Origin of the sequence: Funiculus sociatus GB2-C1, from assembly GCF_039962115.1 — a bacterium.
Classification (GTDB): domain Bacteria; phylum Cyanobacteriota; class Cyanobacteriia; order Cyanobacteriales; family FACHB-T130; genus Funiculus; species Funiculus sociatus.
In genome coordinates this window covers 230,774-256,453 of the sequence record NZ_JAMPKJ010000001.1, presented here as the reverse complement: position 1 = coordinate 256,453, position 25,680 = coordinate 230,774, and the positions used below count along the sequence as shown (strand labels likewise).

22 protein-coding genes are annotated in these 25,680 nt (G+C 44.6%); 12 read left to right on the top strand and 10 right to left on the bottom strand.

Annotated elements, in window-relative coordinates:
* The first annotated feature begins 55 nt into the window (after positions 1–55).
* The gene (locus NDI42_RS01240) at positions 56–655 is read left to right on the top strand and encodes a CAP domain-containing protein (RefSeq protein ID WP_190454339.1); all 600 of its coding nucleotides are present in this window, start codon (positions 56–58) and stop codon (positions 653–655) included.
* A gap of 151 nt (positions 656–806) precedes the next feature.
* Entirely contained in the window at positions 807–1,628 is an 822-nt protein-coding gene (locus NDI42_RS01235) for an SDR family NAD(P)-dependent oxidoreductase (protein ID WP_190454336.1), read from the top strand.
* Positions 1,629–1,745: 117 nt separating this feature from the next.
* Here NDI42_RS01235 and NDI42_RS01230 read toward each other — a convergent pair whose 3' ends face one another.
* A complete protein-coding gene (locus tag NDI42_RS01230) occupies positions 1,746–2,087 on the bottom strand; it encodes a hypothetical protein (RefSeq protein ID WP_190454333.1) in 342 nt (113 codons plus the stop codon).
* Between the two features lie 578 nt (positions 2,088–2,665).
* Positions 2,666–2,887, bottom strand: a complete 222-nt coding sequence (locus tag NDI42_RS01225; RefSeq protein ID WP_190454329.1) for a hypothetical protein — start codon at positions 2,885–2,887, stop codon at positions 2,666–2,668.
* A 438-nt stretch (positions 2,888–3,325) separates the two neighbouring features.
* Here NDI42_RS01225 and NDI42_RS01220 point away from each other — a divergent pair, with 438 nt between their 5' ends.
* The gene (locus tag NDI42_RS01220) at positions 3,326–4,705 is read left to right on the top strand and encodes a glycoside hydrolase 100 family protein (protein WP_190454325.1); all 1,380 of its coding nucleotides are present in this window, start codon (positions 3,326–3,328) and stop codon (positions 4,703–4,705) included.
* The gene (locus NDI42_RS01215; RefSeq protein WP_190454322.1) at positions 4,702–6,114 is read left to right on the top strand and encodes a hypothetical protein; all 1,413 of its coding nucleotides are present in this window, start codon (positions 4,702–4,704) and stop codon (positions 6,112–6,114) included. Before NDI42_RS01220 ends, NDI42_RS01215 begins: the two co-directional genes overlap by 4 nt.
* A 226-nt stretch (positions 6,115–6,340) precedes the next feature.
* Here NDI42_RS01215 and NDI42_RS01210 read toward each other — a convergent pair whose 3' ends face one another.
* A complete protein-coding gene (locus NDI42_RS01210) occupies positions 6,341–6,730 on the bottom strand; it encodes a hypothetical protein (RefSeq protein WP_190454319.1) in 390 nt (129 codons plus the stop codon).
* A 187-nt stretch (positions 6,731–6,917) separates the two neighbouring features.
* On the opposite strand from NDI42_RS01210, the gene rppA reads away from it, so the two are divergent.
* Positions 6,918–7,601, top strand: a complete 684-nt coding sequence (gene rppA, locus NDI42_RS01205) for a two-component system response regulator RppA (protein WP_190454315.1) — start codon at positions 6,918–6,920, stop codon at positions 7,599–7,601.
* Positions 7,602–7,690: 89 nt separating this feature from the next.
* Here rppA and NDI42_RS01200 read toward each other — a convergent pair whose 3' ends face one another.
* Positions 7,691–7,837: a hypothetical protein gene (locus NDI42_RS01200; protein WP_190454313.1), complete on the bottom strand. Its 147-nt coding sequence runs from the start codon at positions 7,835–7,837 to the stop codon at positions 7,691–7,693.
* Here NDI42_RS01200 and NDI42_RS01195 point away from each other — a divergent pair.
* The 4 genes from NDI42_RS01195 to NDI42_RS01180 all read left to right on the top strand — a co-directional run bounded on the left by NDI42_RS01195 (position 7,836) and on the right by NDI42_RS01180 (position 12,422).
* Positions 7,836–9,119 (top strand): sensor histidine kinase, encoded by a 1,284-nt coding sequence (locus NDI42_RS01195; protein ID WP_190454311.1) that lies wholly within the window; start codon positions 7,836–7,838, stop codon positions 9,117–9,119. The two genes, NDI42_RS01200 and NDI42_RS01195, sit on opposite strands and share 2 nt — an antisense overlap.
* A 176-nt stretch (positions 9,120–9,295) precedes the next feature.
* Entirely contained in the window at positions 9,296–10,186 is an 891-nt protein-coding gene (locus NDI42_RS01190) for a hypothetical protein (protein WP_190454309.1), read from the top strand.
* A gap of 52 nt (positions 10,187–10,238) precedes the next feature.
* Positions 10,239–11,597 carry an APC family permease gene (locus NDI42_RS01185; RefSeq protein ID WP_190454308.1) on the top strand — a complete coding sequence of 453 codons (1,359 nt, stop codon included), beginning with the start codon at positions 10,239–10,241 and terminating at the stop codon, positions 11,595–11,597.
* Positions 11,598–11,759: 162 nt separating this feature from the next.
* The gene (locus tag NDI42_RS01180; RefSeq protein WP_190454306.1) at positions 11,760–12,422 is read left to right on the top strand and encodes a class I SAM-dependent methyltransferase; all 663 of its coding nucleotides are present in this window, start codon (positions 11,760–11,762) and stop codon (positions 12,420–12,422) included.
* Positions 12,423–12,589: 167 nt separating this feature from the next.
* On the opposite strand, the gene NDI42_RS01175 is transcribed toward NDI42_RS01180, so the two are convergent.
* Positions 12,590–13,360, bottom strand: coding sequence for an amino acid ABC transporter ATP-binding protein (locus NDI42_RS01175; protein WP_190454304.1), 771 nt, complete (start codon positions 13,358–13,360; stop codon positions 12,590–12,592).
* A 114-nt stretch (positions 13,361–13,474) separates the two neighbouring features.
* On the opposite strand from NDI42_RS01175, the gene NDI42_RS01170 reads away from it, so the two are divergent.
* Positions 13,475–14,977 (top strand): ABC transporter permease subunit, encoded by a 1,503-nt coding sequence (locus tag NDI42_RS01170; RefSeq protein ID WP_190454301.1) that lies wholly within the window; start codon positions 13,475–13,477, stop codon positions 14,975–14,977.
* A 904-nt stretch (positions 14,978–15,881) separates the two neighbouring features.
* Complete coding sequence (locus NDI42_RS01165) at positions 15,882–18,302, top strand: sucrose synthase (RefSeq protein ID WP_190454298.1); 2,421 nt, start codon at positions 15,882–15,884, stop codon at positions 18,300–18,302.
* A 181-nt stretch (positions 18,303–18,483) separates the two neighbouring features.
* Here the strand turns inward: NDI42_RS01165 and NDI42_RS01160 are convergent, their stop codons facing one another.
* The 4 genes from NDI42_RS01160 to NDI42_RS01145 all read right to left on the bottom strand — a co-directional run bounded on the left by NDI42_RS01160 (position 18,484) and on the right by NDI42_RS01145 (position 21,596).
* Positions 18,484–19,530 (bottom strand): WD40 repeat domain-containing protein, encoded by a 1,047-nt coding sequence (locus NDI42_RS01160; RefSeq protein WP_190454296.1) that lies wholly within the window; start codon positions 19,528–19,530, stop codon positions 18,484–18,486.
* 81 nt (positions 19,531–19,611) lie between these two features.
* Entirely contained in the window at positions 19,612–19,812 is a 201-nt protein-coding gene (locus NDI42_RS01155) for a hypothetical protein (RefSeq protein WP_190454293.1), read from the bottom strand.
* 16 nt (positions 19,813–19,828) lie between these two features.
* Positions 19,829–20,302 carry a peptidoglycan-binding domain-containing protein gene (locus NDI42_RS01150; RefSeq protein ID WP_199311109.1) on the bottom strand — a complete coding sequence of 158 codons (474 nt, stop codon included), beginning with the start codon at positions 20,300–20,302 and terminating at the stop codon, positions 19,829–19,831.
* Positions 20,303–20,726: 424 nt separating this feature from the next.
* On the bottom strand, positions 20,727–21,596 hold the full coding sequence (locus NDI42_RS01145) for a TIGR01548 family HAD-type hydrolase (protein WP_190454289.1): 870 nt from the start codon (positions 21,594–21,596) through the stop codon (positions 20,727–20,729).
* A gap of 102 nt (positions 21,597–21,698) precedes the next feature.
* Here NDI42_RS01145 and NDI42_RS01140 point away from each other — a divergent pair, with 102 nt between their 5' ends.
* Positions 21,699–21,998, top strand: a complete 300-nt coding sequence (locus tag NDI42_RS01140; protein ID WP_190419009.1) for a 30S ribosomal protein PSRP-3 — start codon at positions 21,699–21,701, stop codon at positions 21,996–21,998.
* A gap of 157 nt (positions 21,999–22,155) precedes the next feature.
* Here the strand turns inward: NDI42_RS01140 and NDI42_RS01135 are convergent, their stop codons facing one another.
* On the bottom strand, positions 22,156–25,458 hold the full coding sequence (locus NDI42_RS01135; RefSeq protein ID WP_190454286.1) for a GAF domain-containing sensor histidine kinase: 3,303 nt from the start codon (positions 25,456–25,458) through the stop codon (positions 22,156–22,158).
* Positions 25,459–25,680: the final 222 nt, after the last annotated feature.

Sequence of the window (25,680 nt, the reverse complement as noted above, 5' to 3'; positions counted from 1 at the left end):
GGAGGATGCTTTCCATAAGCGCGATCGCTTATTTCAACGGTAGTTAACAAAGAGTATGCCTACCAACAGTTTGAGTGTGAAAATAATTCGTCAGCGACTAGGTTTGATATCCGGTGCGTTCATCGCTTTAATTGTGGCAGGGTGCCAACCTGTCACGGATTTTTTACCGCGCTTACCTGGGCAGGACGTAACCGAAAAACCGCCATTACCCAACAGCGTAGCTCAATCACCTGCCACTGCACGGGATGAAGCGCAAGTCCGTCAGCGCATCAACGAAATTCGTCAGCAAAATGGCTTGAATCAACTTAAAAATAACGAAAAATTAGCACAGGTTGCACGCAACTACAGCCAGCAAATGGCTCGTGAAAACTTCTTCAGCCACGTTAGTCCGGGGGGGAGTACCCTGTCTCAACGGGTGCGTGCTGGGGGAATTTTTTACTGGGTAGTGGGCGAGAATCTGTTTAAGAGTACCAACGCTCCCCAACCAGTGCCGTTAGCCGTGAAAGGTTGGATGGACAGTCCCGGACATCGTGCGAATATTCTGCGGTCAGAATACGCTGAGACTGGTATTGGGGTTTGGCGGGAAGGTAACACTTATTACATTACGCAATTGTTTATGCGATCGCAGTTTTCCCCAAGAGATTTATTTAATTAGTCCTCAAGTACGTTCAAGCAAGTATTGTGCTTTTGAAAAAAAATTTCACATGAACCGCCAGATTTATGTTGAATAATTCCTAAGACAGTGGAGAGTGGGCAATGCCCAACCTACTGTATAGAGGAAGACAGCATTCTCTTTAAATAATAATATGGCTGACACGGTATTGATTACAGGTGCTTCTCAAGGCATCGGCAAAGCAACAACGCTTTTGTTTGCCCGTCAAGGGTATGACATTATACTGGCAGCTCGTCAAATTGACCGTTTAGAAGCTGTCGCTTCTGAGGTGCGATCGCTTGGTCGAGAAGCGATCGCCATTTCCACGGATGTTCGATATCCCGAACAGGTGAACAATTTGGTTGAGAAAGCGATCGCTAATTTTGGTCATATTGATGTGCTGATCAACAATGCAGGAATTTTTACATTAGGCCCTGTGGAGGAATTCCTGCTTAGTGATTGGCAGCAGGTCATAGACACGAATGTTTGGGGCTATATTCACACAATCCATGCACTCTTGCCCCATTTTCTGGAGCGGCATACCGGAACAATTATTAACGTCAGTTCTATCGGTGGGATCGTGCCGATTCCTTACCAAATACCTTACACGACTAGCAAATATGCTATTACTGGGCTGACTAAATCGCTGCACGCAGAATTATCACCCAAAGGTATTCAGGTTTGTGGAATTTATCCAAATTTTATCAGCACTCGTCTAACAGAGCGAGCAATCTTTCGCGGTAAAAATGAGGAGACTGCTAGCGCTCGTTATCAACTGGTGGATGAAGCGCTAAATAGTCCCGTGCTAGAGAATCCTGAAGATGTGGCACAGGCAATTTGGAAGGCACTCAAGCATCAACAGTCTGATGTACTTGTTGGCACAACTAAACTATCGAAAGCAGCTTATCAGTTGTTTCCTGGCTTGATGAAGTCGATATTCCGGCGCGTCTTTGGGATGAGAGAACGCCACTTTTGACCAGCCATTGCTGAATGAAGATTCTGAATGAAGATAAAGGAGTGACAAAAAACATAGGCAAATTTTTCATCGCCTATGTTTTCTGGTGATGCCGCTTTATGTTAGCTGAAAGGTTAGCTATTTTGGGGAATAATCAGAGCAACCGATCGCTTTTTCAGTGAGAACAGTAGAAGGGTGTATAGCACATTTTAGGTAATGGTTGTTTGAATAAAATTGGCATTTCTTACACGGAGCTTGATGTAAGCGCTTTATGTTAACAGCAATTTCATCTCGTGCAGCCATCCCAATTTTTGACAGCATAAAATAAAGAACTGCCCAGCCTACGACAAAGCCAATGGGACTCCAAAATATAAAATTCGGCGGGGAGACCACATCGGGTTGTGTCTCATTGGCTCTTTCTTCACTCAATGTTGCTTCATTAAGTGCTGCATATTCTTTTAAAAATTCATTATGATACATATCTTTTACCTCTGGTAAAAAGCACCTAACAAATGATTTATGTCCATTGAGATTTTGCCCACCCTATTCCCAGAAATCGACTTCAAATTGACGATGGGTGGAAGCTTTAGTTAGACAAAATTCCTGTGCCTTCCTCAAGATTGACTACTCAGAAGGTCACTATTAGAAGTTTACCCAAATATAATTAGTGCTATCTCTATCGATAGATTGACTTAAAATTCAGAGTTATGCGATTTTCGATTCTAGATGGGGTTCACCTAGAGACGCGATCGCGCTTGTCTATACCCTTTACCCGACATTGGGACTTATTGAAATGGGTTAGAAGTTAAATAATATCATAATTGTGCTGCCAAAAAAATCACCATTGTTTAAGAGTAGCGATGTCTTCTAAAAAAAGTTCTAAAAGCAGCCCAAGCTGCTGATTAATTGTGTTTTAGCAACCATTTAAACCAGCGACCAATTCGTAGCGACTCAGCACCCGATTACCGAGGTAAGTCTTATCCAGATAACCAGTAATGCAACCATACCCCTGATTCAAGGATTTTAAAGCTTGAAAAGCCCAATCAGCAGGTTGTAGGTCAGATAAGCTGGGAAACTGAGGGAATTGGGTCGTTAGCGTCCTGTTGCTCGTCAAATAACGGATTTTCTGGCTCATTGGGCGGCGTAGTTTCATCAACTTGGAGTTGAGCGATCGCGATCGCATCCGGAACTTCAATCACAATAACCGATGTAAAGACAGCTAAGTAGACACTTAGAATCGTTCCATTGATGACTAGGAAATCACCAAACAAGACAGACATCTTTCCATTTCTCCTCATAAGGATTTTCCCAGTTTATGAGGACTCTTAACTCTAACTATTGGCATAGTTACTCAGTAACATTCAAAGCGAGCGTTCCTCCATTAGCAAGATGCAATCGCATCTTGAATGCTTTACCGTAAACTCTGATATTACGCTTCAGTTGAAAGTAATAAAATTTGAACTTAAGCCTTTTTCAACAATAAAGAAAAGACGCATTAGAAAGATACCGTGAAAACAAGAACAAACCCAGCCGGGTTATTATTGGGATTCCTACTGGCTATAGTCCTCCCCGGCATAGCACAGCAGCCGGAGCAACAAAGGACAGAACGAATAGAGGGTTATCTAGCAACGCTGAAACACCTTAAATTTAGCTGTCAGGCATTTTTCCTGGGATGCTTACGGTATTGTTTTCCACGATAAAAAAAGGCTAAGTAATTGATGAATACCAAAAGCGAACTATTGAAAGAAGCTTGGGAAAGGCTTGAAAAGTCTATTGTTTATTATGATGGTCGCCCCATTGGCACGATAGCCGCTAACGATCCTGAGTCGGAGGCGCTAAATTACGATCAGTGTTTTGTTCGGGATTTTGTCTCCTCAGCGCTGGCTTTTTTGATTGCCGGGAAGCCGGAAATTGTCCGCAATTTTTTGCTGGCAACTTTAGCTTTGCAGAGTCACGAACCACAAATGGACTCTTTTAAGCCAGGTCCAGGATTGATGCCAGCCAGCTTCAAAGTTGAGACAAGACAAAATGGCGAATATTATTTAACTGCTGATTTTGGGGAAGATGCGATCGCTAGAGTTCCGCCTGTTGATTCCTGCTTGTGGTGGATTCTCTTATTACGTGCTTATGTGAAAGCCACAGGCGATATTTCTTTTGCTCATCAACCTGAATTTCAAGAAGGAATCAGATTGATTTTGGAACTCTGTTTAGTTCATCGATTTGCGATGTACCCAACGATGTTAGTTCCCGATGGAGCTTTTATGATTGACCGCCGTATGGGTGTCTACGAACATCCTTTAGAAATCCAGGTGCTGTTTTATGCAGCTTTACGTGCGGCTGGTGAACTGCTCGTACCAAATGATAGCACTAATTCCTGCATCCATAGTCTTAATCAACGGTTGCAAACCCTTACTTATCATGTTCGAGAATATTACTGGCTCGACCTCAAGCGCTTAAATGAAATTTATCGCTATAAAGGCGATGAGTTCGGTAAAAAAGTAGCAAATAGATTTAATATTTATGCCCAATCTATTCCTGGCTGGTTAACTGAATGGCTACCACAAAGTGGAGGTTATCTAGCAGGCAATCTTGGGCCTGGAAGGATGGATTTTCGTTTTTTTGCTCTGGGAAACTTGATGGCAATTGTCACCTCTCTAGCCAGCGAAAAGGAATCGCAAAGCATTATGAATTTAATCGAGCAACGTTGGGACGATCTGGTAGGATATATGCCAATGAAAATCTGTTTCCCCGCGATTGACGGTGAGGAGTGGCGAATCATCACGGGTTGCGATCCTAAAAATACACCTTGGTCATATCATAATGGCGGTAATTGGCCTGTTTTACTTTGTTTCCTAACTGCGGCGGCTCTGAAAACGGGTAGGATAGAACTTGCCCAGAAAGCCTTTGATATTGCCCAAAATCGCTTAAGCCAGGATCGGTGGCCGGAATACTACGATAGCAAGAATGCTCGATTGATTGGGAAGGAATCAAAGAATTATCAAACGTGGACTATTGCAGGTTTTTTAGTTGCGAATGACCTACTAGAAAACCCTACTCATTTAGCCTTACTTAGTTTTGATGAATCACTTAAATCATGACAACGAAATTGGCTATAACTAAGCCGGATAAAACTCAGAATCGCTGGCTGGGAAAATTAATCGCCATCATTGCCTTGGTAAACTTCTGCTTTGTCGTATTTGACCTAAGCTATGTATCCTGGCGCGATTTCTATCTTCACCACTGGACAAGTATTACCCAAATTTACGACCCGATCAAAGGTATTGAACCGCACCGAGAAACGCAAAACTATCTCAACAAGGTGGATGAACTTGAAACACAAGTTTTGCAAAATGGATTGCAGTCGTCTCCGGTAGAAAACTTATTACAGGAATTGCGTAGCCTCAGCAATGAAATGATTGAGGATAATCCGTTTGCGGTGGCGAATAAAAGTGGACTTTTGGAAAAAATTAAAAATCAGATACGCGATCGCGTTCACATAAACTCCTCCCATAAAGCCTTTGCCTTGTTTTGGAGTCAAGAATATCTATCCCAAGCAGGTTGGCAAGAAGAGCTGAATTTTTTCAATACCAAAACTCGTCCCCTAATTCAGACTAACTACTATCGCAATATTGGAACAAATGGGAAATTTATTGATAATTTCTGGCAGATTGACTTGCCGTTTGTTATTGTATTTGCTCTAGACTTCTTGATTCGGACTTTTTCTATCAGTCGCCGTTCTCCTGGGTTAAATTGGTTAAAAGGAATGCTGCGGCGATGGTATGATATTTTCTTGCTACTTCCCTTTTTGCGGTGGCTACGAGTAATTCCTGTAACACTTCGCCTTCAACAAGCTGATTTATTAAATTTAGAGCTTGTAAGAAGAGAAATTAATCATGATTTGGTTGCTAATTTTGCTGAGGAAATAACTGAAATTGTAGGCATCCGATTAATAGCTCAGATGCAAGAGTCAATTGGGCGGGGTGATGTGATACGCTGGCTATTGCATCCGGAAACTCGCCGCCCTTATATTCAGGTAAATAATACAGATGAGGTGAAAGCGATCGCTACCCGTCTAGTTAATCTCAGCGTCTATGACGTTCTACCCCAAATCCAGCCTGACATAGAAGCATTAGTGCATCACACTCTTAAAAGTACCCTAAATCAATCCCCAGTTTACCAACAACTTCAGAATATCCCTGGTCTGAATCAACTTCCTACTCAGTTTACTGAGAGATTGGCGAAAGATTTATCTCAGTCAACATACAGTAATCTGAAAAAAGCTCTTGAAGATCCAGTTGTGGGAGAACTATCCAGCCGTCTAATTAAAAATTTTCGAGATGCTTTAGAGAAGGAGTTACAGAAAAAGCATAACCTTCAAGAAATTCAATCATTACTTATAGATATGCTAGAAGAAATCAAAATTAACTACGTTAGAGGAATTGCCGAAGGTGGAGTTGAAAAAATCTTAGAAGAAGCAGATCAACTGCATCAAATTATTCATCATTAGGCGTGTTTAGCCCCAAATAAAAACAACTTGTGGGTGTATATAGCAATCCTAGCCTATAGCTAGGAACGAGTACCCTATTAGCTATTTTTGTCTCCCTGTCGGGAAAATCGCTCTTAATACAATACTTTTCGGTTAGGAAAAACTGTAGGTTGGTTTTCGCTATTGCTCAACCTAACCTACTAATATTAGTGTTAGGTAACGCTCACCTCAACCCAACCTAATTGACTTAGTATTTCACTTGATAACGCACCAGCTTCCTAACATCTTCACGAGATAATTTTAGTTCTTGAGCAATCATCGCTTCCACCCCGCTTAAATCTGTCACCGGAAACTCAAATTCCAACTTTTTGAGTGCAGAATCTGTGGTTTTAACCTGTACTCTGGTAAACCCTTCACTCTTTTTAATTTCAGCTTTGATTACTAGCACTGTTACCGAAAGCTGCACCTCTAGTTGTGTATCAGCTTGCAGCTTGTCTACTGTCCCGTAGGGACGACTCAATACCTTGTCTGTCAATATCCCACCTCCAACCCAAAAGGCAATTCCCAACAAGGGTAAAGGCAACCAAAATTCTAGCCCTAAAGAATGCAATTTTTGTAACCAGCGGGGCGAGGACATGGGGAGAGGGGATAGGGGGCGAGAGGTTAAAAAGTAAAAGAAAAAGAATATTCACCGAAAACAGTTTGTTTTCTGGTGCGGTTGCTTAAATTCTGACTGGTGGAAGACGTACTGAGGTCATGAATTTCTTTACCCTGAACAACATAGTAGGTGATTCTTTTGCACAGACTTTTCACTAAAGCTCTTTATGAAAATCTTATTGGTAGAAGACGACCCGGCACAATTAGAGCCACTGCACGCTGCTTTGTTGCAAGCTGGGCATATTGTTGATGGTATTGAAGATGGGGAAATTGCCCAATGGCTGCTGTCTCAAAAAGACTATGACTTGTTAATCTTAGACTGGATGTTACCGAAAGTTAGTGGGTTGAGCCTTTGTCGCCAGTATCGACGGTTAGGTAAAACCGCGCCTGTGTTAATGCTAACTGCCAAAGACACCACGCCAGATAAAGTTACGGGTTTGGATGCTGGTGCCGATGACTATCTAGTTAAACCCACAGATATTGTAGAACTGTTGGCGCGGGTGCGGGCATTGGGAAGGCGATCGCCACTTTGGCAAGGAGATATCCTTCGCATGGAAGATTTACAACTCCACCTAAATAGCCTGACAGTGGAACGAGAACAGACAACTGTCCAATTATCAGCCCGCGAGTTTCAGTTGCTAGAGTACCTGCTACGTCACCCTCATCAAGTCTTAACTCGCGACCAGATTGAACAAGCTTTATGGGAGTGGGGTACAGAACCGGAAAGCAACGCTGTAACCACTCTAGTCCGCAGGCTGCGGCAACGCTTGCAGTTACTTGGCGCAGCCGACTGGATTGAAACAGTATATGGTATGGGCTATCGTATCAATTCTTCCGGAAGTAAAAAATGAAGGGGCTGGGGGCTTGGGATTGGGGACTAGGTATTGGGGACTGGGGACTAGGGACTAGGAACTAGGGGCTGGGGACTGGGGAATAGGGACTAGGTAAGACTTTTTCCCAATACCCAATCCCCAATTCCCAACCCCAATCCCCAATTCCCAACCCCAATCCCCAATCCCCAATCCCCAATTCCCAATCCCCAATCCCCAATCCCCAATCCCCAATCCCCAATCCCCTCATTTTTCATGTTTGGTCGTAGCCGTCGCAATTTGGCTCGTTGGTTCACCCTATCAATGGGGAGTATTTTGGTTGTCTTTGCGGGAGTGGTTTACTATCTGGAAGTTACAGATACGCTCTTAACTCTGGATCAATTACTTTACAAACAAACTAAAGTGATGGCAGCCAGCGTGAATTATGAGCGTCGCGATGGTACGTGGGCGGTAGATTTAGAAAATGTGCCGCTGTTGGGAAATAACCTACAGCCGCAGGATAGTGAACTGGTGTATGCGCGTTGGTACGATGCTAAAGGGCAACTGGTGCAATTTTTTGGCATACCTCCGACAAAGCAGCTGTCAGTGTCAGCTGGATTTGAAACAATCAAAATCGCCAACGACAAGACGCTGGGAATAGCTACTAAACCTGGGCTGCGTCAGGTAACGCTACCCGTTTACGAGAAAGGTGTATTAATTGGTTATCTCCAGGTTGCAACTGGGCTATTGTCCAGTCAAGCTAAGCTGGATAATTTTCGGCTATTTTTAACGCTGGCGGTTCCTGTCACTTTGGGGATAATTAGCCTTGCTGGTTGGTTTTTGGGGGGACTGGCGATGCGACCGATTCGCCAGACTTATGACCAACTACAACGTTTCACAGCGAATGCTTCTCATGAGTTGCGGACACCTTTGGCGGCGATTTTGACTAATGCACAAGTTGGGTTGCTGTCTGATGATAATTCACAGCAACGTCTTCGGTTAGAGAAGGTTGTTGATGTTACTAAATCAATGAGTTCTCTGGTTAGTAATCTGCTGTTTTTGGCTCGTAATGATGGGTCATTGTCCCCGGAATGCGTGAAAGAGATTAATCTAACTATTTTGCTACAGGATCTAGCAGACAACTATGCAACGCAAGCCGCAGCACAAAATGTCAGTTTCGTTAGTAATTTGCTGACTAAAAGTGTGGAGGTGCAAGCGGATGCAGATTTATTACGTCAGGCGGTGATGAACCTGCTGAGTAATGCTTGTAAATATACTCCGGCTGGTGGTCAAGTTCAACTGCAACTGTTTACGCGATCGCGTCTGGCTATTATTCAAGTTTCCGACACTGGGATTGGAATTTCCCCTGCGGATTTGCCCCATATTTTTGAACGGTTTTATCGGGCGGATAGCGATCGTCGCGCTAAAGGCGGTTTTGGTTTGGGGTTAGCGATCGCTCAACAAATTGTCGCAGCACACAAGGGCAGGATCAATGTCTCCAGTGTAGTCGGGCAAGGGTCAACTTTTCAAATCGAACTGCCGCTCAAATTAAATTCCTAATCCTCTGTCACTTTCTAGTCACATTTGTTTTTAACACTTAAAAATAGCAGGAATTGGAGATTGCCTACCCAATAAGGAACGCGAGGGTGCTGGTTTCTCCAGCAATTTCCCCTCACGTTTCTGATTGGGTAAGGTCTTTTTAACACACTTTTGTTTCAGGATTCACTAAAAGTATTATGTATTTCAGACGCACTGCTTCCGTAATCAGTCTGGCAGCTCTAGCTGTTGTTGGTAGTGGTTTTGCAGCTTTAGCTGAAACTAGCGATTTCACCCCAAAGACGGATGCGATCGCTACCTCACCCGCTGAAAATCTAGAGGCGATCACACCGCTCAAATCTGACCAAGATCCGAATTTTGTTGAACAAAAAGTTGATTCTGTTGCCAACACTCAGACAGAATTGCCAGAGAATATGCAAGAATCTACTGCATCAGCAGAGTCTAACAAAGCTCAAGTTGACATTGCTCTGAATCCTGAACAAACAGCAATAAAGGCTGATAATGTTGTAAAACCAGAGCAAATTGTAGACAAAACGGTTCTCAATTCCGCATCAGCTCTTAGGGCTGAACCAACAAAGTCTCAACTCCCAGAAGCCACCAAGAATAATGAAACGGCTGCTCCTGAAGTCGCTCAAGTTAATGTAACACCGGGTAGAGCTACACGCTCTGGCCCTAGTTATATTGGGGTGGCTGGTAACATCGGTTTTGGCGGCGATACTACTTTAAGTGAAGGTGCCTTTGCTGTCATTAGCAAAATTGGAATTACCAGAACTTTGTCTTTGCGTCCCGCTGCTTTGATTGGCGATGATGTAATGTTTTTGATTCCCGTAACTGTCGATTTCCCGACTCAAGGAGTACAAGAAACTAGATTTAGTGTAGCCCCTTATGTCGGTGGCGGTGTGGCAATTTCTACTGGTGACGATAGCACCATTGGCGCACTAATTACTGGTGGTGTAGATGTTCCGCTATCATCACAATTTACCGCGACGGCTGCCGTGAATGTCGGTTTTGTTGATGAAACAGAGGTGGGACTTTTAGTAGGAGTTGGTTACACTTTCTCCGGATTTTAAAGCGAGTTTCATTTAAAACAACGATCGCTCTTTAAGGATGATAGTGCCATTTATGAGCAGACGTGCGAACTATAGCTCGACAAATCAAGCCTTAGTAATGAGCAATGCAGCTTCCCCCAAGCCAACGCTGGCATTTGTAGACGCGATCGCCCTGATTGTTGGCATCGTCATCGGTGCAGGAATTTTCGAGACACCAGCCCTTGTTGCTGCCAATGCAGGTAGTGCAGGATTCGCCCTTTTGCTTTGGTTATTGGGCGGCGGAATGTCCTTAGTCGGCGCTTTGTGCTATGCAGAGTTGGCGACGGCGTATCCGCACGCAGGTGGCAATTACTATTATCTGATGCGTGCCTTCGGCAAAAACCTTGCCTTCCTATTTGCTTGGGCGCGGATGACAGTGATTCAAACAGGTTCAATTGCGCTTTTAGCGTTCGTGTTTGGGGATTATGCTTCCCAGTTATTTCGACTAGGCGATTATTCCCCATCACTTTACGCCGCGATCGCAGTTGCCAGTTTGACAGGTTTAAACATCATCGGCGTTCAGCAAGGAAAGTGGGCGCAGAATTTGCTCTCAGTCGCCAAAATCCTCGGCTTACTCTTAGTTATAGTCGTCGGACTCACTTCTGCTGGAAATCCCGTTACTGAGGTTCCTGCTGCATCGACATCGCAAACAAATTGGGGCTTAGCGATGATTTTCGTGCTGTTGTCTTATGGCGGCTGGAACGAAGCAGCTTATATTTCGGCAGAGTTGCAGAATCTCAGACGAAACATGGTGCGATCGCTACTTTGGAGTATCGGCATCATCGCGGCGATATACTTAGCGATCAACTTCGCTTACATCAGAGGGCTAGGACTGGCGGGAATGGCAAATTCCGAAGCCGTAGCAGCAGATTTGATGCGTAATGCGGTTGGCGAAACTGGTGCTTGGTTTATCAGCTTACTAATTGCTGTTTCTACCTTGGGTGCAATCAACGCCACGATTTTTACAGGTGCGCGTACTAACTACGCACTAGGAAAGGACTTTGGGCTGTTCGCCTTCCTGGGAACCTGGAAAAGTCGCAGCAACACGCCAACTAATGCAATGTTAGTCCAGGGCGCGATCGCTTTAGCCTTAGTCTTACTTGGCACCCTGACACGCGAAGGCTTTAAGACAATGGTAGACTACACCGCCCCTGTATTCTGGTTCTTCTTCCTGCTGACAGGTGTCTCCCTATTAGTTTTACGGGCGCGGGAACCAGGTATAAATCGACCGTTTCACGTCCCTTTCTATCCCCTAACACCCCTACTTTTTTGCCTCATCTGCGGTTATTTACTTTATTCCAGTCTTGCCTACACAGGTATTGGGGCGCTTGTAGGCGTAGCCGTAGTGATAGCAGGTGTACCGATATTGCTGTGGAATCGGTGGCAGCATTAGAACGGCAAAATTCTATTTACCCCTGTAGAGACGAAACATTGAAGTTTCTCCTCTGTTTTCTCCCTTGCTCTATAGCATCTTTGCGGTTCATCCCTCCTCAAAATGCTTCCCTTACCCAAAATGCCAGCAGTTTTCCACATAACTTAAACGGAGAAAAATGCTATGCAAGTACAACAAATCACAAGGTTATTAATTGCAAGTGTGAGTATTGTCAGCTTGGGCATTGCAAGTTGTAGCCAACAACGAGAATTCGATGCACAAGCCCAACCCACTGTTCAAGCCCAACCCACTGTTCAAGCCCAAGCACCTGCTCCCAGCCCTCAAACCCAAGAACGTGCCGCAGATGTACCATTTGTACCCACGCCAAATGAAGTTGTAGCCGAAATGCTAAAAGTAGGACAAGTCAAAGGTGACGATGTACTCTACGATCTCGGCAGTGGCGATGGGAGAATTGTGATTACCGCAGCAAAACAATTCGGCACTCGTGGCACTGGCATAGACATTAATCCAGAGCTGGTTCAGCAAAGTAAAGACAATGCCCAAAAAGCGGGTGTAGCTGACCGCGTGCGATTTTTACAACAAGACCTTTTTCAAACTAATTTGAGCGACGCAACAGTAGTGACGCTCTATCTGCTTCCTGATATTAACGTGAAACTTCGGCCCAAGCTGTTAAAAGAACTCAAACCAGGCACCCGCATTGTTTCCCATGACTTCGACATGGGGGAATGGAAACCTGAGCGTGTGGTACAGGTGCAAGGGCCTGCTCGTCAGCACACAATTTACTACTGGACTGTACCTGAGAATATCCCGGAAAATTTGCGATGAGGCTGTTGCCCGCTTGGGTAACAATTTAACCATGTTTAGAAAGCCCACCATTGCTGAAATTAGTAGGCAATGGTGGGCAAAACATAATGATTTTAGATTAGGTAGAGCTAAATAGGGAAACCCAACACAACATGAGCATTTGTTAGTTTCTTAATTACGCTGGTATATTAATTTGATAAATTCTCAGCGAAATTCATGCGACTCAAGAAAGTACGCAAGCGATCGCTTTTTGGCTGAGTCAAAACTGCCCTTGCGGAACCTTGTTCCGCTACACAACCTCGATCCATAAAGAATACTCGATGCGCCACATCGCGAGCAAACTGCATCTCGTGCGTCACCACCACCATCGTCATTCCTTCTTCTGCAAGCTGCTGCATCACCACCAGCACTTCCCCGACCAATTCTGGATCGAGGGCGCTAGTCGGTTCATCAAATAGCATAATCTGGGGGTTCATACACAAACTGCGAGCGATCGCTACTCGTTGCTTTTGTCCTCCAGAGAGCTGTTCTGGATAAGCCTTTGCTTTCTCCACTAAACCAACTTTCTCTAAATAAAATCGCGCCTGCTCCTCAATCTGAGAGCCAGATTTACCTAACACCAAACGCGGAGCCAGCATTAAATTTTCCAACACGCTCAAATGAGGAAACAGATTAAACTGCTGAAAAACCATCCCCACCTGCGCCCGTAGCCTCCGCAATTGCTTTTGATTGAGTTGCGGACGCGACAAATCTATCCCATTGACAACTAAACGCCCGCCGTTAATCGTCTCCAGACGGTTGAAGCAGCGCAACAGCGTACTCTTACCACAACCACTTGACCCGATTATCGCCACCACTTCTCCCCGGTGGATTTCACCGCTAATTCCTTGTAAGACTTTGAGAGAACCAAAGCTTTTCTCAATGCCTTCAAAGACAATTGCCGGGGTGGAATCCTCCATAGTTTTTTCTGGTGTAATTGTAATTATTAAATTATATTAGGGTACGGAATTTTTGTAAGATTTAGCAAATCGGCTTCGCGTCATTAGTAGAAATTCCACTCTCAGGTAAGGCAAATGCACAGATTCATTCAGTCACGTTGGCGACGCCAAGGTTTAGTTTTTGGCTTGAGTTGTCTGCTGATTTTGGGCATTTTTCTGTTGAGTGCCAGTTTCGCCAAAGCAAAAACCACGCTTAAGGTAGCAGTAGAGCCTACATATCCGCCGTTTGAGTTGCTGGGGGAAAACAACGAGATAGACGGCTTTGATGTAGATTTGTTTAAAGCGATCGCGCAAGCGTCTGATTTCGAGATTGCATTTGTAACGATGCAATTTGACGGGATGATTCCAGCTTTGCAGGCGAAAACCGTCGATGCAGCGATCGCAGCCATGACGATCACCGCCGAACGTCAGAAAGTGGTAGATTTTTCCCGTCCTTATTTCAGATCCGGGTTAGCGATCGCCATCAAAGCTGACAACACAGAAATTACTTCCCTAGAAAGTCTCCAAAACAAGAAGGTAGCTGTACAAATCGGCACCACTGGCGCAGCCGAAGCAGCAAAAATACCTGGTGCCAAAATTAGCACCTTCGATTCTTCACCGCTAGTGCTTCAAGAACTAATCAACGGCAATGTAGATGCCGCCATTAATGATGCTGCCGTAACTCTCTACGCTATCAAAGAAAACAACCTCAAGTCAATCAAAATTATCAATCAACTGCTTACAGAAGAATACTATGGCATCCCCACCCCTAAAGGTTCTCCCTATTTAGATGACATCAACAAAGGGCTGGCAATTATCTTGGGAAATGGCACCTACAATCGCCTTTATCGGAAGTGGTTTAATGCCGAAGCCCCACCACTTCCAGAAACACTCAACTTTGATAAATCAACAACTCCCCTAAAAGCTACCAACGTCATCTTAAACGCAATGCCCTACTTATTGCAGGGAGTTTTCGTGACGCTATATCTAACAGCATTCTCCGTCTTTTTAGGAATGATTGGCGGTTCACTTTTAGGAATTGCCCGCCTCTCAACCATAGCGCCCCTGCGTTGGGCAACCAGAGCATATATTGACTTTTTCCGGGGAACGCCTTTGCTGGTGCAGATTTTCATGATTTACTTTGGCATACCTGCTCTCATGCAAAGCTTTGGCATCAATTTCAATTTGGGAAGACTAACAGCATCAGTGATAGCGTTGAGTCTCAATAGCAGCGCATATATTGCTGAAATCGTCCGCGCAGGTATCCAGTCTATTGACATCGGGCAATCAGAAGCTGCCCAGTCGCTGGGGTTGGGAAGAGTGGAAACAATGCGCTATGTCATCTTTCCCCAAGCCTTACGGCGGATGCTGCCCCCCTTGGGCAACGAGTTTATCACCTTACTCAAAGATACTAGCTTAGTAGCGGTGATTGGATTTGAGGAATTATTCCAACAAGGGCGATTAATTGTGGCAAATAACTATCGCGCCTTTGAAATTTACGCTGCTGTTGCTTTAATTTATTTGGCATTAACATTACTTTCCTCACGCACTTTTAGTTTCTTAGAGCGTTCGATGAATCCAGTTAAAGCTGCTAAATAGTTAAGCATACTTTGGGGTTCCAATCCCTTGATTCGGAACGCCCGAAGGGGAGGCTATTATCGCTATTTTGTTACTTTATTTAGATAAAAACCGCCTTCCCATTGTTTTGCAAAACCAATATTTTACGGATTTGCTACAAATTGATTGCCGCAATCCGAAAGCCCTTACAAAAGTGCGATATTTTGATAGATCCAACGTCAGAACCGCGATATATTTTACCTAACTGAGAAACGCTAAACTTTAGTAAAAGTAACCCAAAAACGCTAATTAGTTGGGTAAAATAATGCCTATTATAAAAAATAAATTTTGATTCCGCGAATTTTAAAAACCTAGCATTTTAGAGGATATTTTAAAAGTCTCACTGGCTGCATCAAGCCGTATAAAATACCCCTTGAAAAGAGGGACTTTGAGGCTGTTTCCCCTTAAAAAGGGGGATTGCTGAGTGCGAAATATTACAGACAATACCTTTTCAAACACGCTCTTAGCCTTTACGCCCTAGTAAGGGATGGTTGAACAAGGTGAAACTAAACAACACTTATGAATTCGTTGGGTTTCGTAATCACTTAACCATTCCTACGAACTAATCAGGTTTATAAAACCCCAACAGCATCCGTTGTTCAAACGCCATGCTCCCGCGTACAAGCGTGGTTTCCATTCCCTACGCTAACGTCGGTTTTTTGAGCTTCTAACCGAACCCTATGACCCAGAGTCCGTATGCGGAACTCTCCCCCTCACCCTATGCGAACAGTATTGGGACTGGTAGCAAAATTTACACCCTATGATAGGTGTTATAACTATATGGGTGCTGCCTACTTCCTTACTCTCCATCCTCCAGAGGGAGGATGACTACCAATGGGATTATGTAATTTAGTCTTGTAAAACTATTCATCAATTTGGAGTTTTCATGTCAGAGCTGATCCAGGCCGTTCTCGACAGTGATGAAAAAAGTGATATCCGTCAGTTTATCAGCGAGTTACGTCAACAGGAAAAGCGATACTTACTGCGTAACGATATCGTTAATGCGTTTGGGGAATATTGCACCAAGCACCAGAAGCCGGAACATTTTTACCACTCCTCCCATTTGGGAAAACTGATTTATTACACCCAGGAAATTATTCAGGAGGATGGAAATTTTTGCCTGATTGTTCGTCCTACGATTGCTTCTCAAGAAGTGTATCGGCTGTCGGAAGATTTGAGCGTAGACCAGATGACGGTGCAGGAATTGCTGGATGTGCGCGATCGCTTGGTTAACCGCTTCCATCCCAGCGAAGGCGATATCCTCGAACTAGATTTTCAACCGTTTTACGACTACACCCCGACAATCCGCGACCCCAAAAACATTGGGAAGGGGGTGGAGTATCTCAACCGATATTTATCTAGCAAACTCTTCCAAGACCCCAAACAATGGCTGGAGAGTTTGTATGAATTTCTTAGCGTCCACTCCTACAACGGACTGCAACTGCTGATCAACGGGCGGATTAAATCGCAGCAACAACTCTCAGATGGGATCAAGAAAGCGATCAGCTTTGTGAGCGATCGCCCATCCGAGCAACCTTACGAAGAATTTCGCTATGAGTTGCAAGTCCTGGGTTTTGAACCCGGATGGGGTAACACCGCCGGACGTGTGCGGGAAACTCTAGAAATCCTCGATGAACTCATCGACTCCCCCGATCACCAAACCCTAGAAGCCTTCGTTTCCCGCATCCCGATGGTCTTTCGGATCGTCCTGGTGTCTGCTCATGGTTGGTTTGGACAAGAAGGAGTTTTGGGGCGTCCGGACACTGGCGGACAAGTAGTTTACGTCCTCGACCAAGCTAAAAGCTTAGAACAGCAACTACAGGAAGATATCACGCTAGCTGGGTTGGATGTCCTGGGTGTAGAAGCAAAAGTAATTATTCTCAGCCGTCTGATTCCTAATAGTGATGGCACCCTGTGTAACCAACGGTTAGAAAAAGTTCACGGCACAGAAAATGCCTGGATTTTGCGGGTGCCTTTGCGGGAATTTAATCCCAAGTTGACTAATAACTGGATTTCCCGGTTTGAGTTTTGGCCTTATCTGGAAACCTACGCCGTTGATTCAGAAAAAGAACTGCTTGCAGAATTTCAAGGCAAACCAGATTTGATAGTTGGCAACTACACTGATGGCAACATAGTTGCATTTTTGTTAGCACGTCGCTTGAAAGTAACTCAGTGTAACATTGCCCACGCACTGGAAAAATCAAAATATCTTTTCAGTAACCTTTACTGGCAAGACTTAGATGATAAATATCATTTTTCCCTACAGTTTACCGCCGATTTGATTGCGATGAATGCGGCGAATTTTATCATCAGCAGTACCTATCAGGAAATTGTGGGAACGCCAGATAGTGTAGGACAGTATGAGTCTTACAAGTGTTTCACAATGCCAGATTTGTATCATGTGGTGAACGGGATTGAGCTATATAGTCCTAAGTTCAACGTGGTACCCCCTGGGGTAAACGAGAGTTACTATTTTCCATACTCGCGCGTGGAAGATCGGGTGATGAGCGATCGCGATCGCTTGGACGAATTGCTCTTTACCCTTGAAGACCCAGAGCAAGCCTTTGGTAAACTTGATGACCCCAGCAAACGCCCTCTTTTCTCAATAGCGCGTCTCGACCGCATCAAAAACCTCACAGGTTTAGCAGAATGTTTTGGTAAAAGTGAAGCATTGCAAGAACGTTGCAACCTAATTTTAGTTGCAGGTAAATTGCGCGTTGAAGATTCCAGCGACAACGAAGAACGCGACGAAATTGAAAAGCTTTACCAAATTATTGAAAAGTACAATTTGCAAGGTAAAATTCGCTGGTTAGCCGTCCGCCTATCGAAAACCGACTCTGGGGAAATTTACCGAGTAATTGCGGATCGTAAAGGTGTCTTTGTTCAACCAGCTTTGTTTGAAGCCTTTGGTTTGACAATTTTGGAAGCAATGATTTCCGGTTTACCAACTTTTGCCACGAAATTTGGTGGGCCGTTGGAAATTATTCAGAATAAGTTTAACGGTTTCTACATTAACCCGACGAACTTAGAAGAAATGGCAGAAATAATGCTGGAGTTTGTCTCCAAATGCGACCAGAATCCTAACTACTGGTATGAAGTTTCTACGCGGGCTATCGATCGAGTTTACAGCACCTATACGTGGAAAATTCACACCACCAAGCTGCTATCTCTAGCTCGAATCTATGGTTTCTGGAACTTTACCTCTAAGGAAAAACGGGAGGATTTGCTGCGTTATCTTGAGGCATTGTTCTATTTGATTTACAAGCCAAGAGCGCAAAAGTTGTTAGAAGCGCATATGGAACGATAAAAAGCTAGTAGGCTGGCCCCTTGGAACCTTACCCAACCTACTACTACAACGATTCAAGGGTTGGGTGCAATACATCTGTAGGGACATGGCAATGCCATGTCCCTACCAAGGGAGACCGAACGTCAGAACCGCGATATATTCCACCCAACTGAGAAACGCTGTAATTCTTCAGTTTTGCCTTTTAATTAATTCCCTGCGTCCGCCAAATTTTAATAGTTCTGTCATAACTACCACTGGCAAGAGACTTTCCATCCGGGCTGATAGCTACCGAATAAATCGAGCTTGTATCACCTGAGAGAGTGCTAATTTGTCTCCCTGTTTTCCAGTCCCAAATTCTGATTGTGTTGTCCTGAGAGCCACTAGCAAGCGTATCTCCATCGGGGCTGAAGGCAACAGAATAAATCATGTCTGTATGCCCTCTAACGGTGCGAATCAGCCGACGTCTGGAAAGATCCCAAATTCTGATCGTTTTGTCAAAAGCTCCACTGGCGATGGTCTGTCCATCTGGACTGAAGGCAACAGAATTAATTGTATTTGAATGACCGCTTAGGCTGCCAACTAATTGACCAGTAGCAAGATTCCAAATTTTAATGGTTTTATCTTGAGATCCACTAGCAAGGGTTTGTCCATCGGGACTAAAAGCAACAGCTTCAACCCAATTTCTATGCCCTGTGAGACTGTAAATTTGTTCGCCAGTAGCAACATTCCAAACTTTGATTGTATCGTCTTTACTGCCGCTGGCGATGGTTTGTCCATCGGGGCTGAAGGCAACTCCAAAAACTGAACTAGCATGACCCCTCAAGGTGCGAATTAACTCACCAGTGGCAAGATTCCAAATTTTAATTGTGTTGTCCTGAGAACCACTGGCAATTAATTGACCATTTGGGCTGATAGCGATCGCATAAACAGGTTTGGGATGTCCGCTAAATGTGCGAATTAACTGACCTGTGGAAAAATCCCACATCCTGATTGTGTTGTCAAAACTGCCACTGAGTACATTATTTCCATCAGGCGTGATGACGACGGAGTTTACCCAATCGGTATGTCCTCTGAGGGTGCGTTCTAGTTGAGCGTTTCGCCAGTAATCAGCAATTGTTGAAACAGCTGTATCAGTTGGGGCTGCTTGTGTCTTGATGTCACCAAGTTGGATCATAACGCCAGTAGCGATCGCTGTGGCAACCACACCCATAACACTAATAATCGTTTTTGTTTTTTGAGCAGAGAACATAAAAATTAATTACCGAGTAACGGGAAGAATTGTTAGACATCAATTCTCTGGTCGTTTCCTAATATACATGGGGAAACGCGGTCAGCAAAACTGTACTGGAAAAATTGTGCTGATTTTATGCCCAAAGATAGATACACAAAAAGCCGATTCATAAACAAATAAAAGCGCGATCGCCCTTATAGTTATAGAGCGATCGCTACCTGTAAAAGTTCCATATTCAGTTTTGGGTTGGGGGCGACGGGAAGACAGGGGAGAAACAATTCCGCTAATTCCCCCAGTCACCTCCTCCCTAATCCCCTTAGTGAGGCAACTTGCTCAACTCGAACCAGGTGCGAGAACCAACAATTCCGTCAGCTACCAAATTACGAGAAGTTTGGAAGGTTTTAATAGCATTCTGGGTAATCGGGCCAAAAATACCATCAGAATTCAACTGTAGGACTTTCTGAACAGTTTTGACAGCCTCACCACGGCTTCCCAACTGTAGAACAGGCATATCAACGGGCGCGCCGGAGAACAGACCTTGCCACGTCTTAGCACCAACAATGCCATCCTCTACTAAGAATACGCGGTGCTGGAAAGCTTTAACGGCATTTTCTACTGGCACATCGAAGACTTCATCAAAGGGAGTGGCGTAATATCCCCAGCGTGCTAATAGTTGTTGCAATTCAAGCACTGCGGAACCGCGAGAACCCCTGCGAAGAACTGGTTTTTGGATAGCACTAGCGGCAGCAGCTTGGGGAGTCATGGCTTCAAACTCTTTTGCAGATTGCATAATTGATGTTCCTTGAGGTGTGTTTCTACTCTTCCAATGTAGTTTTGAAAGCCAAGGTACACCTTCGCCCTGTTAGGTGTATTTAATCTCACCTTAACTACTCACCCATTAGGATGAGGTAAGAACCGTTACCTACAAGTAAGTGATTAATTGAAAATTGGAAATTTCAGTAATTTGTAGTAGCTTGTCCCGGCTAAAATGCTGGCTTAAACAAATGTGAAACTCAGAGGATGTCTGAAAAGTCATAATCGAGACGCTTAGAGGGTGAACCCCCTTGCATCCCACTAAAAAAGGGAGACTAAGACTTGATTCTTCCCCCTTGAAAAGTAGGGCTGGGCGGGCTCAAGCCAACTTTTGACACTTCTTAGACATCCTCTGACATTTCCAGTTTTTCAGCCCCAAGGATGCCCACTCAATTAGATGCTTAAACCCTACTACTACTTTCTGAATCTACAAGTTGCCGAATCTGCACAGGAGTTAATTGCTGCACATTGCTGAAAATTGCCGCAGCGCCAGCAGCCTTAAGAGCATCAGCATAGGCATCACTTTGTTCCTGGGTTTTTTGAACGTGTGGCGGCAAAATACCCACGCCAATCCAACACCGCTGTGATTTAAGCGATTTACTAGAAGCCGCTTCGCATTTACGTGCTTGTATTACTGTGTACAAATCAGCTACCGTATCCCCCACATAAATAACTGGCGTGTCGGGGTTAACGGAAAATTGCTGTTCTAACTGTTGTACAGCTGCCAACAGCCCTGTAGGATCGGGTTTTCCCGGAGCATCCTCCATCGCAATTAGTAATGGCGACTTCAAACCCAAGCGTTTGCTCAAAACATAAGTCGCTGAACCACGGGTAGCACCGCTAAAAAAGCCCCAAGGTATTCCTGCTGCTGTCAGTTCCTCTAGATAACTTGGCTGCATGAGTAGCGGTTCATCGCAGATATAACCTGTCCAATTTTCTGGATCTGTCCCTCGATACCGAGACTGGAAAAAGGCAACCAGCGTGTCGTAGTTGAGTTGGAGTTGCGATCGCGTTGCGGTATCGCTCTCTTGGGATGGCTTTGTCCCCTGAGCCTCAAAGTATCGACAAACTAGCTCTTGCGACGCTTCCCAATCATTATTCCAAATTCCTTCCAACTTCAGCTTGTCTATATCCTCTGGAGTCGGTCGGTAGGCACCGCCAGTAAAATGCTCCACCGTATCAGCAAGCGCTCTGCGGTAAGATCCTCCGACATCGCGCACTACACCGTCAATATCAAAAACAACTAAACTGGGACTGGATTGTTCCACCACTCTTACCGCACCTTATAATCTTTTGCTCATGCACTATATCCAGGGTGTAGAATAGTCGTTTGTACAGTATTCAACAAGGCTGGGACTTCCCTGGAGGTGTGATTGTCGAGGTTTATTTTAAAGGTTCTCTGGCTGGAAGAGAACGTTGCATTAGCCGTTGACCAAGTAGTAGGCAAAGGCACCAGCCCTCTAACATCTTACTTTTTCTGGCCTCGGAACGATGCTTGGGAACAGCTAAAAAATGAGCTGGAAGCCAAGCACTGGATTTCTGAGGTTGAGCGCGTCGAGGTTCTAAACAAAGCCACGGAAGTAATTAACTACTGGCAAGAGGAAGGCAAACGCCGTTCTATAGCTGACGCTCAGGCGAAATTTCCGGAAGTTGGCTTCACAGGTAGCGCCTAAGAGTTAGCTAAAGGCGAATTTGCCTCTTGTTTGATACTTTTGCCGGAAGTCGCCGAAGCGCGATAAGTTGAGGAATAGGGCTAATCGGTTCTGCACAAACAGAGTTTATAAAACCTAAGAGGGTAGCAGTTTATTAAAATGCTGACCCTCTAAATTTTTAATTTGCTTGTTGGATGGGAATCTCAATCCAAAACTGAGTACCTTTGCCTGGTAGGGAAGAACACTGGAAGACACCGCCGTGTTTTTCCACCACAATTTGATAGCTGATGGATAGTCCCAAACCTGTTCCCTTACCAACTGGCTTAGTGGTAAAAAAGGGATTGAAGATTTGCGATCGCACTCCTTCTGGCATTCCGGAACCATTATCGGAAATCTGAATGACTGCGCGATCGCCATTTCGCACTTTGGTACTAATCTGTATCGTAGGGATTGCTGATTGGGCAGACTCTTCTGCGAGTCCCAAATCATCAAGAGTCCCCATGTCCAGAGCGTCAATCGCATTGCTGATGACGTTCATAAACACTTGATTGAGCTGACCAGCATAGCACTCAACTAAGGGCAAATCACCATAGCTTTTCACAACCTCAATACTGGGAACGTTACCCTTCCCCTTAAGTCGATGTTGCAAGATTAACAGCGTACTGTCTAAACCCTCATGGATATCAACCAGCTTCATTTCAGCTTGGTCTAGGCGAGAGAAATTGCGTAGCGACAGCACCAGTTGCCGAATGCGATCCGCCCCAACCTTCATCGAGGAAAGCATTTTGGGTAAATCGTCAGCCAGAAATTCTAAATCAATTTCCTCTTGCAGCTTGAGAATCTCAGAGTCAGGATGGGGATAACGCCGCTGGTAGAGATGCAACAAATCTAGCAAATCTTGTGCGTACTCACCAACGTGAGCCAGATTCCCGTAAATGAAATTGACTGGATTGTTAACTTCGTGAGCTACACCCGCCACCAGCTGTCCCAAACTTGACATTTTTTCTGTCTGAATCAGCTGAGTTTGGGTTTGCTGTAGTTCTTTGATAGTACAAGAAAGTTGTTCTGTCTGCTGTTGGGTTTGAGTTAGGAGTTCAGCTTGCTGTATTGCTATGCCTAGTTGAGCAGCAATCTGATTGACAAAATCAATAGCGGAGGCATCCCAGTGCCGGGGTTGGGAGCATTGATGGATACATAGCAGTCCCCACAGTAAATCCCCTTTCAAGAGCGGCACTACCAAGTTAGCTCGGACTTGGAATTGCTCTAGAAGCTGGATATGACAATCATTTAAGCCTGCGTTGTAGATGTCATCAACTACCTGAATCCGACCTTGTTCATAGAGGTGAGCATAGTATTCGGAAAAATGACGATCGTAAACTTTTGTTCCTAAAACAGGCTTAAACTCTGGCAACACGTCTTCTGAAACAAATTCATCATCCTCCGAACCAGAGGCTGAATATAAGCAAAATACTGCTACTCGGTCGGCTTCTAGCAGTTGTCGAACTTCAGTAGTTGTTGCCTTGAAAATTGTCTCCAGGTCAAGGGATTCTCGAATTTTGGTAACAACCGCAAATAATGCTTCCTGTTGTTCGGCAGCTTGCTCTAGTTGTTGGGCTTTTTGGGTGGCAATGTCAGCAGCAGCACGACTTTGTTGGTAGAGTTCGGCTTGTTGAATAGCGATCGCTGCTTGATCCGCCAGCTGTTGCAGTAGCTCTATTTCAGCCTCCTGCCAAATCCTCGTTTTAAAGCACTCATGGGCAATGAGCAGTCCCCACAGCTGATCGCCCATCCTAATCGGCACGACTAAGTTAGCTTGAACTTGAATATTCTGTAAAAACTTTATATGACAGGGGTCTAAATCTGACTCCAATACGTTGTTAATAGCCCGAACTCTTCCCTTCTGGTACCGATAGGCGTAGTCTAAAGGAAAGCATTTATCGTCATATATATCTCCCAGAATTGAGGTGCCATTGTCTTTCACATCTTCTACAACCACTTGCCCTTGGTAGCCTCTGGTGAACTGGTAAATCACCACTCGATCTGTGGTTAGCAATTCTCGGACTTCTCGCACGATGCTTTTTAGAATGGTCTGTAAGTCGAGGGTGCTACGAATTTGATCTGTAACCTGCTTCAAGACTTTGGCAAAATCCAACGATTGTTGCAACTGTTGTGTGCGCTCCTGTACCTGACACTCCAGGTTGGTATTCAGAGTCTTTACCTGCCTGTACAGTTCATACTGCTCAATTGCCATTGCAAAGTGATTGGCTAAGGCAGCAGCCAGTTCAATGTCTTCTTTTGTCCACTCGCAAGCTTGACCTTTTTTCAGCTCTACCCAAGCTTCAAACGAGTTCCGGGGTTGCCACTGTCGCTCATCGGAATCAAAACGTCCCGCCCACAAAGTTTCTGTTTCAATTTCATCTCGAAATACGCTTAAGTAACCGAGAAACTCCTGACGATACTCCAGGGGTATAACGATCATGCCTCGAATCTTTGTTGGGCGGAATGCTGCTGCTAGCACTCGCAGCCCCGGTTCTTTATATATATCCCTAATTGCTACCGGGCTATTGCAGGTAGTATCTTGTAATTTAAAGTATTGCTGCCATACAAGACTCTCTTCGAGCAGGCAATCTTTCTTGAGTCCTACTAGCATCGGCTGAGCGCCGCAGGTAAACTGTTTACCTCCAAAGCTGGGGTTTTCTGGGGCTATGTAAAGTCTGCCACCGGAACCCTTAAAGGCGGCAACGGTCTCTATGAGAGCTTGTTGTACCTCAATCGATGGTAGTGTATGCAGCAGGGTTGCTACTCGGTTAATCTTAGCTTCGATAATTGCTTGTTCGCGAGCGCCTCTGAGGAGATTTGACTGCGCGATCGCAATTGAAACTTGATCCGCCACTAACTGCACAATTTGCAGTTCCCTTTCGGAAAAAGTACGTGTTTGGGCATTGTGAGACACTAATAATCCCCACAGTTGCGGCTGTACTTTGTGTGCTTGTACGTCGTACTGTAAAATCGGCACCACTAAGGAAGACTGCACCCCCATTGCTGTGAGATATTCAATATGGCAAGGGTCTACTTCACGATAGTAAAAACCTTGCGTCTCCAAAGGAATACCAGTTTGGGGACAATCCAGTTGACTGATCCCAATCTTCCCTGTGGCAAGATCCACAATTGAACGCCCTCTGGCTTTGATAAACATTTCGCGGGCGTGGGGAGGAATGTCATCCGCTGGAAAATTCAACCCCAGCAGGGACGGCAGGTGGTTGTTATAAATCGACTCAGCAATAACTTGCCCGCTACCATCAGCATGAAACTGATAAACTTTGACTCTATCGGTTTCTAGAAATGAACGTATCTCGGCGACTGTTGATATTAATATCTCTTGCAATTCTAGAGATTGCCGAATCCGGTTCGTGATTCGATGCAGTAACCCTTCTTGTTCTATTTTTGAGGGCATATTCTGCGTATTATTACTGAGTTCCATTCGCTTTATCCACCACGCCTATTATTTTTTAATGTTTTCTTTTGGTCGTATATGTCTATTTTGTGCATTAAAAGCGCCTTAGCACATTCGTAAAACTATTGAAATTATCAAAAATTTAAGATTAAACGGAACATTAATATATTTTAATAAAGTCCTGGTAAGATAGCTACATCTAAAGTAAAATACAATAATTACTGGCGAAGACAGGAAAATTATAGATAA

Bases quoted from the DNA above. Each gene is read 5' to 3' on its own strand.
- NDI42_RS01240 (WP_190454339.1), top strand. From the start codon at position 56: ATGCCTACCAACAGTTTGAGTGTGAAAATAATTCGTCAGCGACTAGGT.
- NDI42_RS01235 (WP_190454336.1), top strand. From the start codon at position 807: ATGGCTGACACGGTATTGATTACAGGTGCTTCTCAAGGCATCGGCAAA.
- NDI42_RS01230 (WP_190454333.1), bottom strand. From the start codon at position 2,087: ATGTATCATAATGAATTTTTAAAAGAATATGCAGCACTTAATGAAGCA.
- NDI42_RS01225 (WP_190454329.1), bottom strand. From the start codon at position 2,887: ATGTCTGTCTTGTTTGGTGATTTCCTAGTCATCAATGGAACGATTCTA.
- NDI42_RS01220 (WP_190454325.1), top strand. From the start codon at position 3,326: ATGAATACCAAAAGCGAACTATTGAAAGAAGCTTGGGAAAGGCTTGAA.
- NDI42_RS01215 (WP_190454322.1), top strand. From the start codon at position 4,702: ATGACAACGAAATTGGCTATAACTAAGCCGGATAAAACTCAGAATCGC.
- NDI42_RS01210 (WP_190454319.1), bottom strand. From the start codon at position 6,730: ATGTCCTCGCCCCGCTGGTTACAAAAATTGCATTCTTTAGGGCTAGAA.
- rppA (WP_190454315.1), top strand. From the start codon at position 6,918: ATGAAAATCTTATTGGTAGAAGACGACCCGGCACAATTAGAGCCACTG.
- NDI42_RS01195 (WP_190454311.1), top strand. From the start codon at position 7,836: ATGTTTGGTCGTAGCCGTCGCAATTTGGCTCGTTGGTTCACCCTATCA.
- NDI42_RS01200 (WP_190454313.1), bottom strand. From the start codon at position 7,837: ATGAAAAATGAGGGGATTGGGGATTGGGGATTGGGGATTGGGGATTGG.
- NDI42_RS01190 (WP_190454309.1), top strand. From the start codon at position 9,296: ATGTATTTCAGACGCACTGCTTCCGTAATCAGTCTGGCAGCTCTAGCT.
- NDI42_RS01185 (WP_190454308.1), top strand. From the start codon at position 10,239: ATGAGCAGACGTGCGAACTATAGCTCGACAAATCAAGCCTTAGTAATG.
- NDI42_RS01180 (WP_190454306.1), top strand. From the start codon at position 11,760: ATGCAAGTACAACAAATCACAAGGTTATTAATTGCAAGTGTGAGTATT.
- NDI42_RS01175 (WP_190454304.1), bottom strand. From the start codon at position 13,360: ATGGAGGATTCCACCCCGGCAATTGTCTTTGAAGGCATTGAGAAAAGC.
- NDI42_RS01170 (WP_190454301.1), top strand. From the start codon at position 13,475: ATGCACAGATTCATTCAGTCACGTTGGCGACGCCAAGGTTTAGTTTTT.
- NDI42_RS01165 (WP_190454298.1), top strand. From the start codon at position 15,882: ATGTCAGAGCTGATCCAGGCCGTTCTCGACAGTGATGAAAAAAGTGAT.
- NDI42_RS01160 (WP_190454296.1), bottom strand. From the start codon at position 19,530: ATGTTCTCTGCTCAAAAAACAAAAACGATTATTAGTGTTATGGGTGTG.
- NDI42_RS01150 (WP_199311109.1), bottom strand. From the start codon at position 20,302: ATGCAATCTGCAAAAGAGTTTGAAGCCATGACTCCCCAAGCTGCTGCC.
- NDI42_RS01135 (WP_190454286.1), bottom strand. From the start codon at position 25,458: ATGGAACTCAGTAATAATACGCAGAATATGCCCTCAAAAATAGAACAA.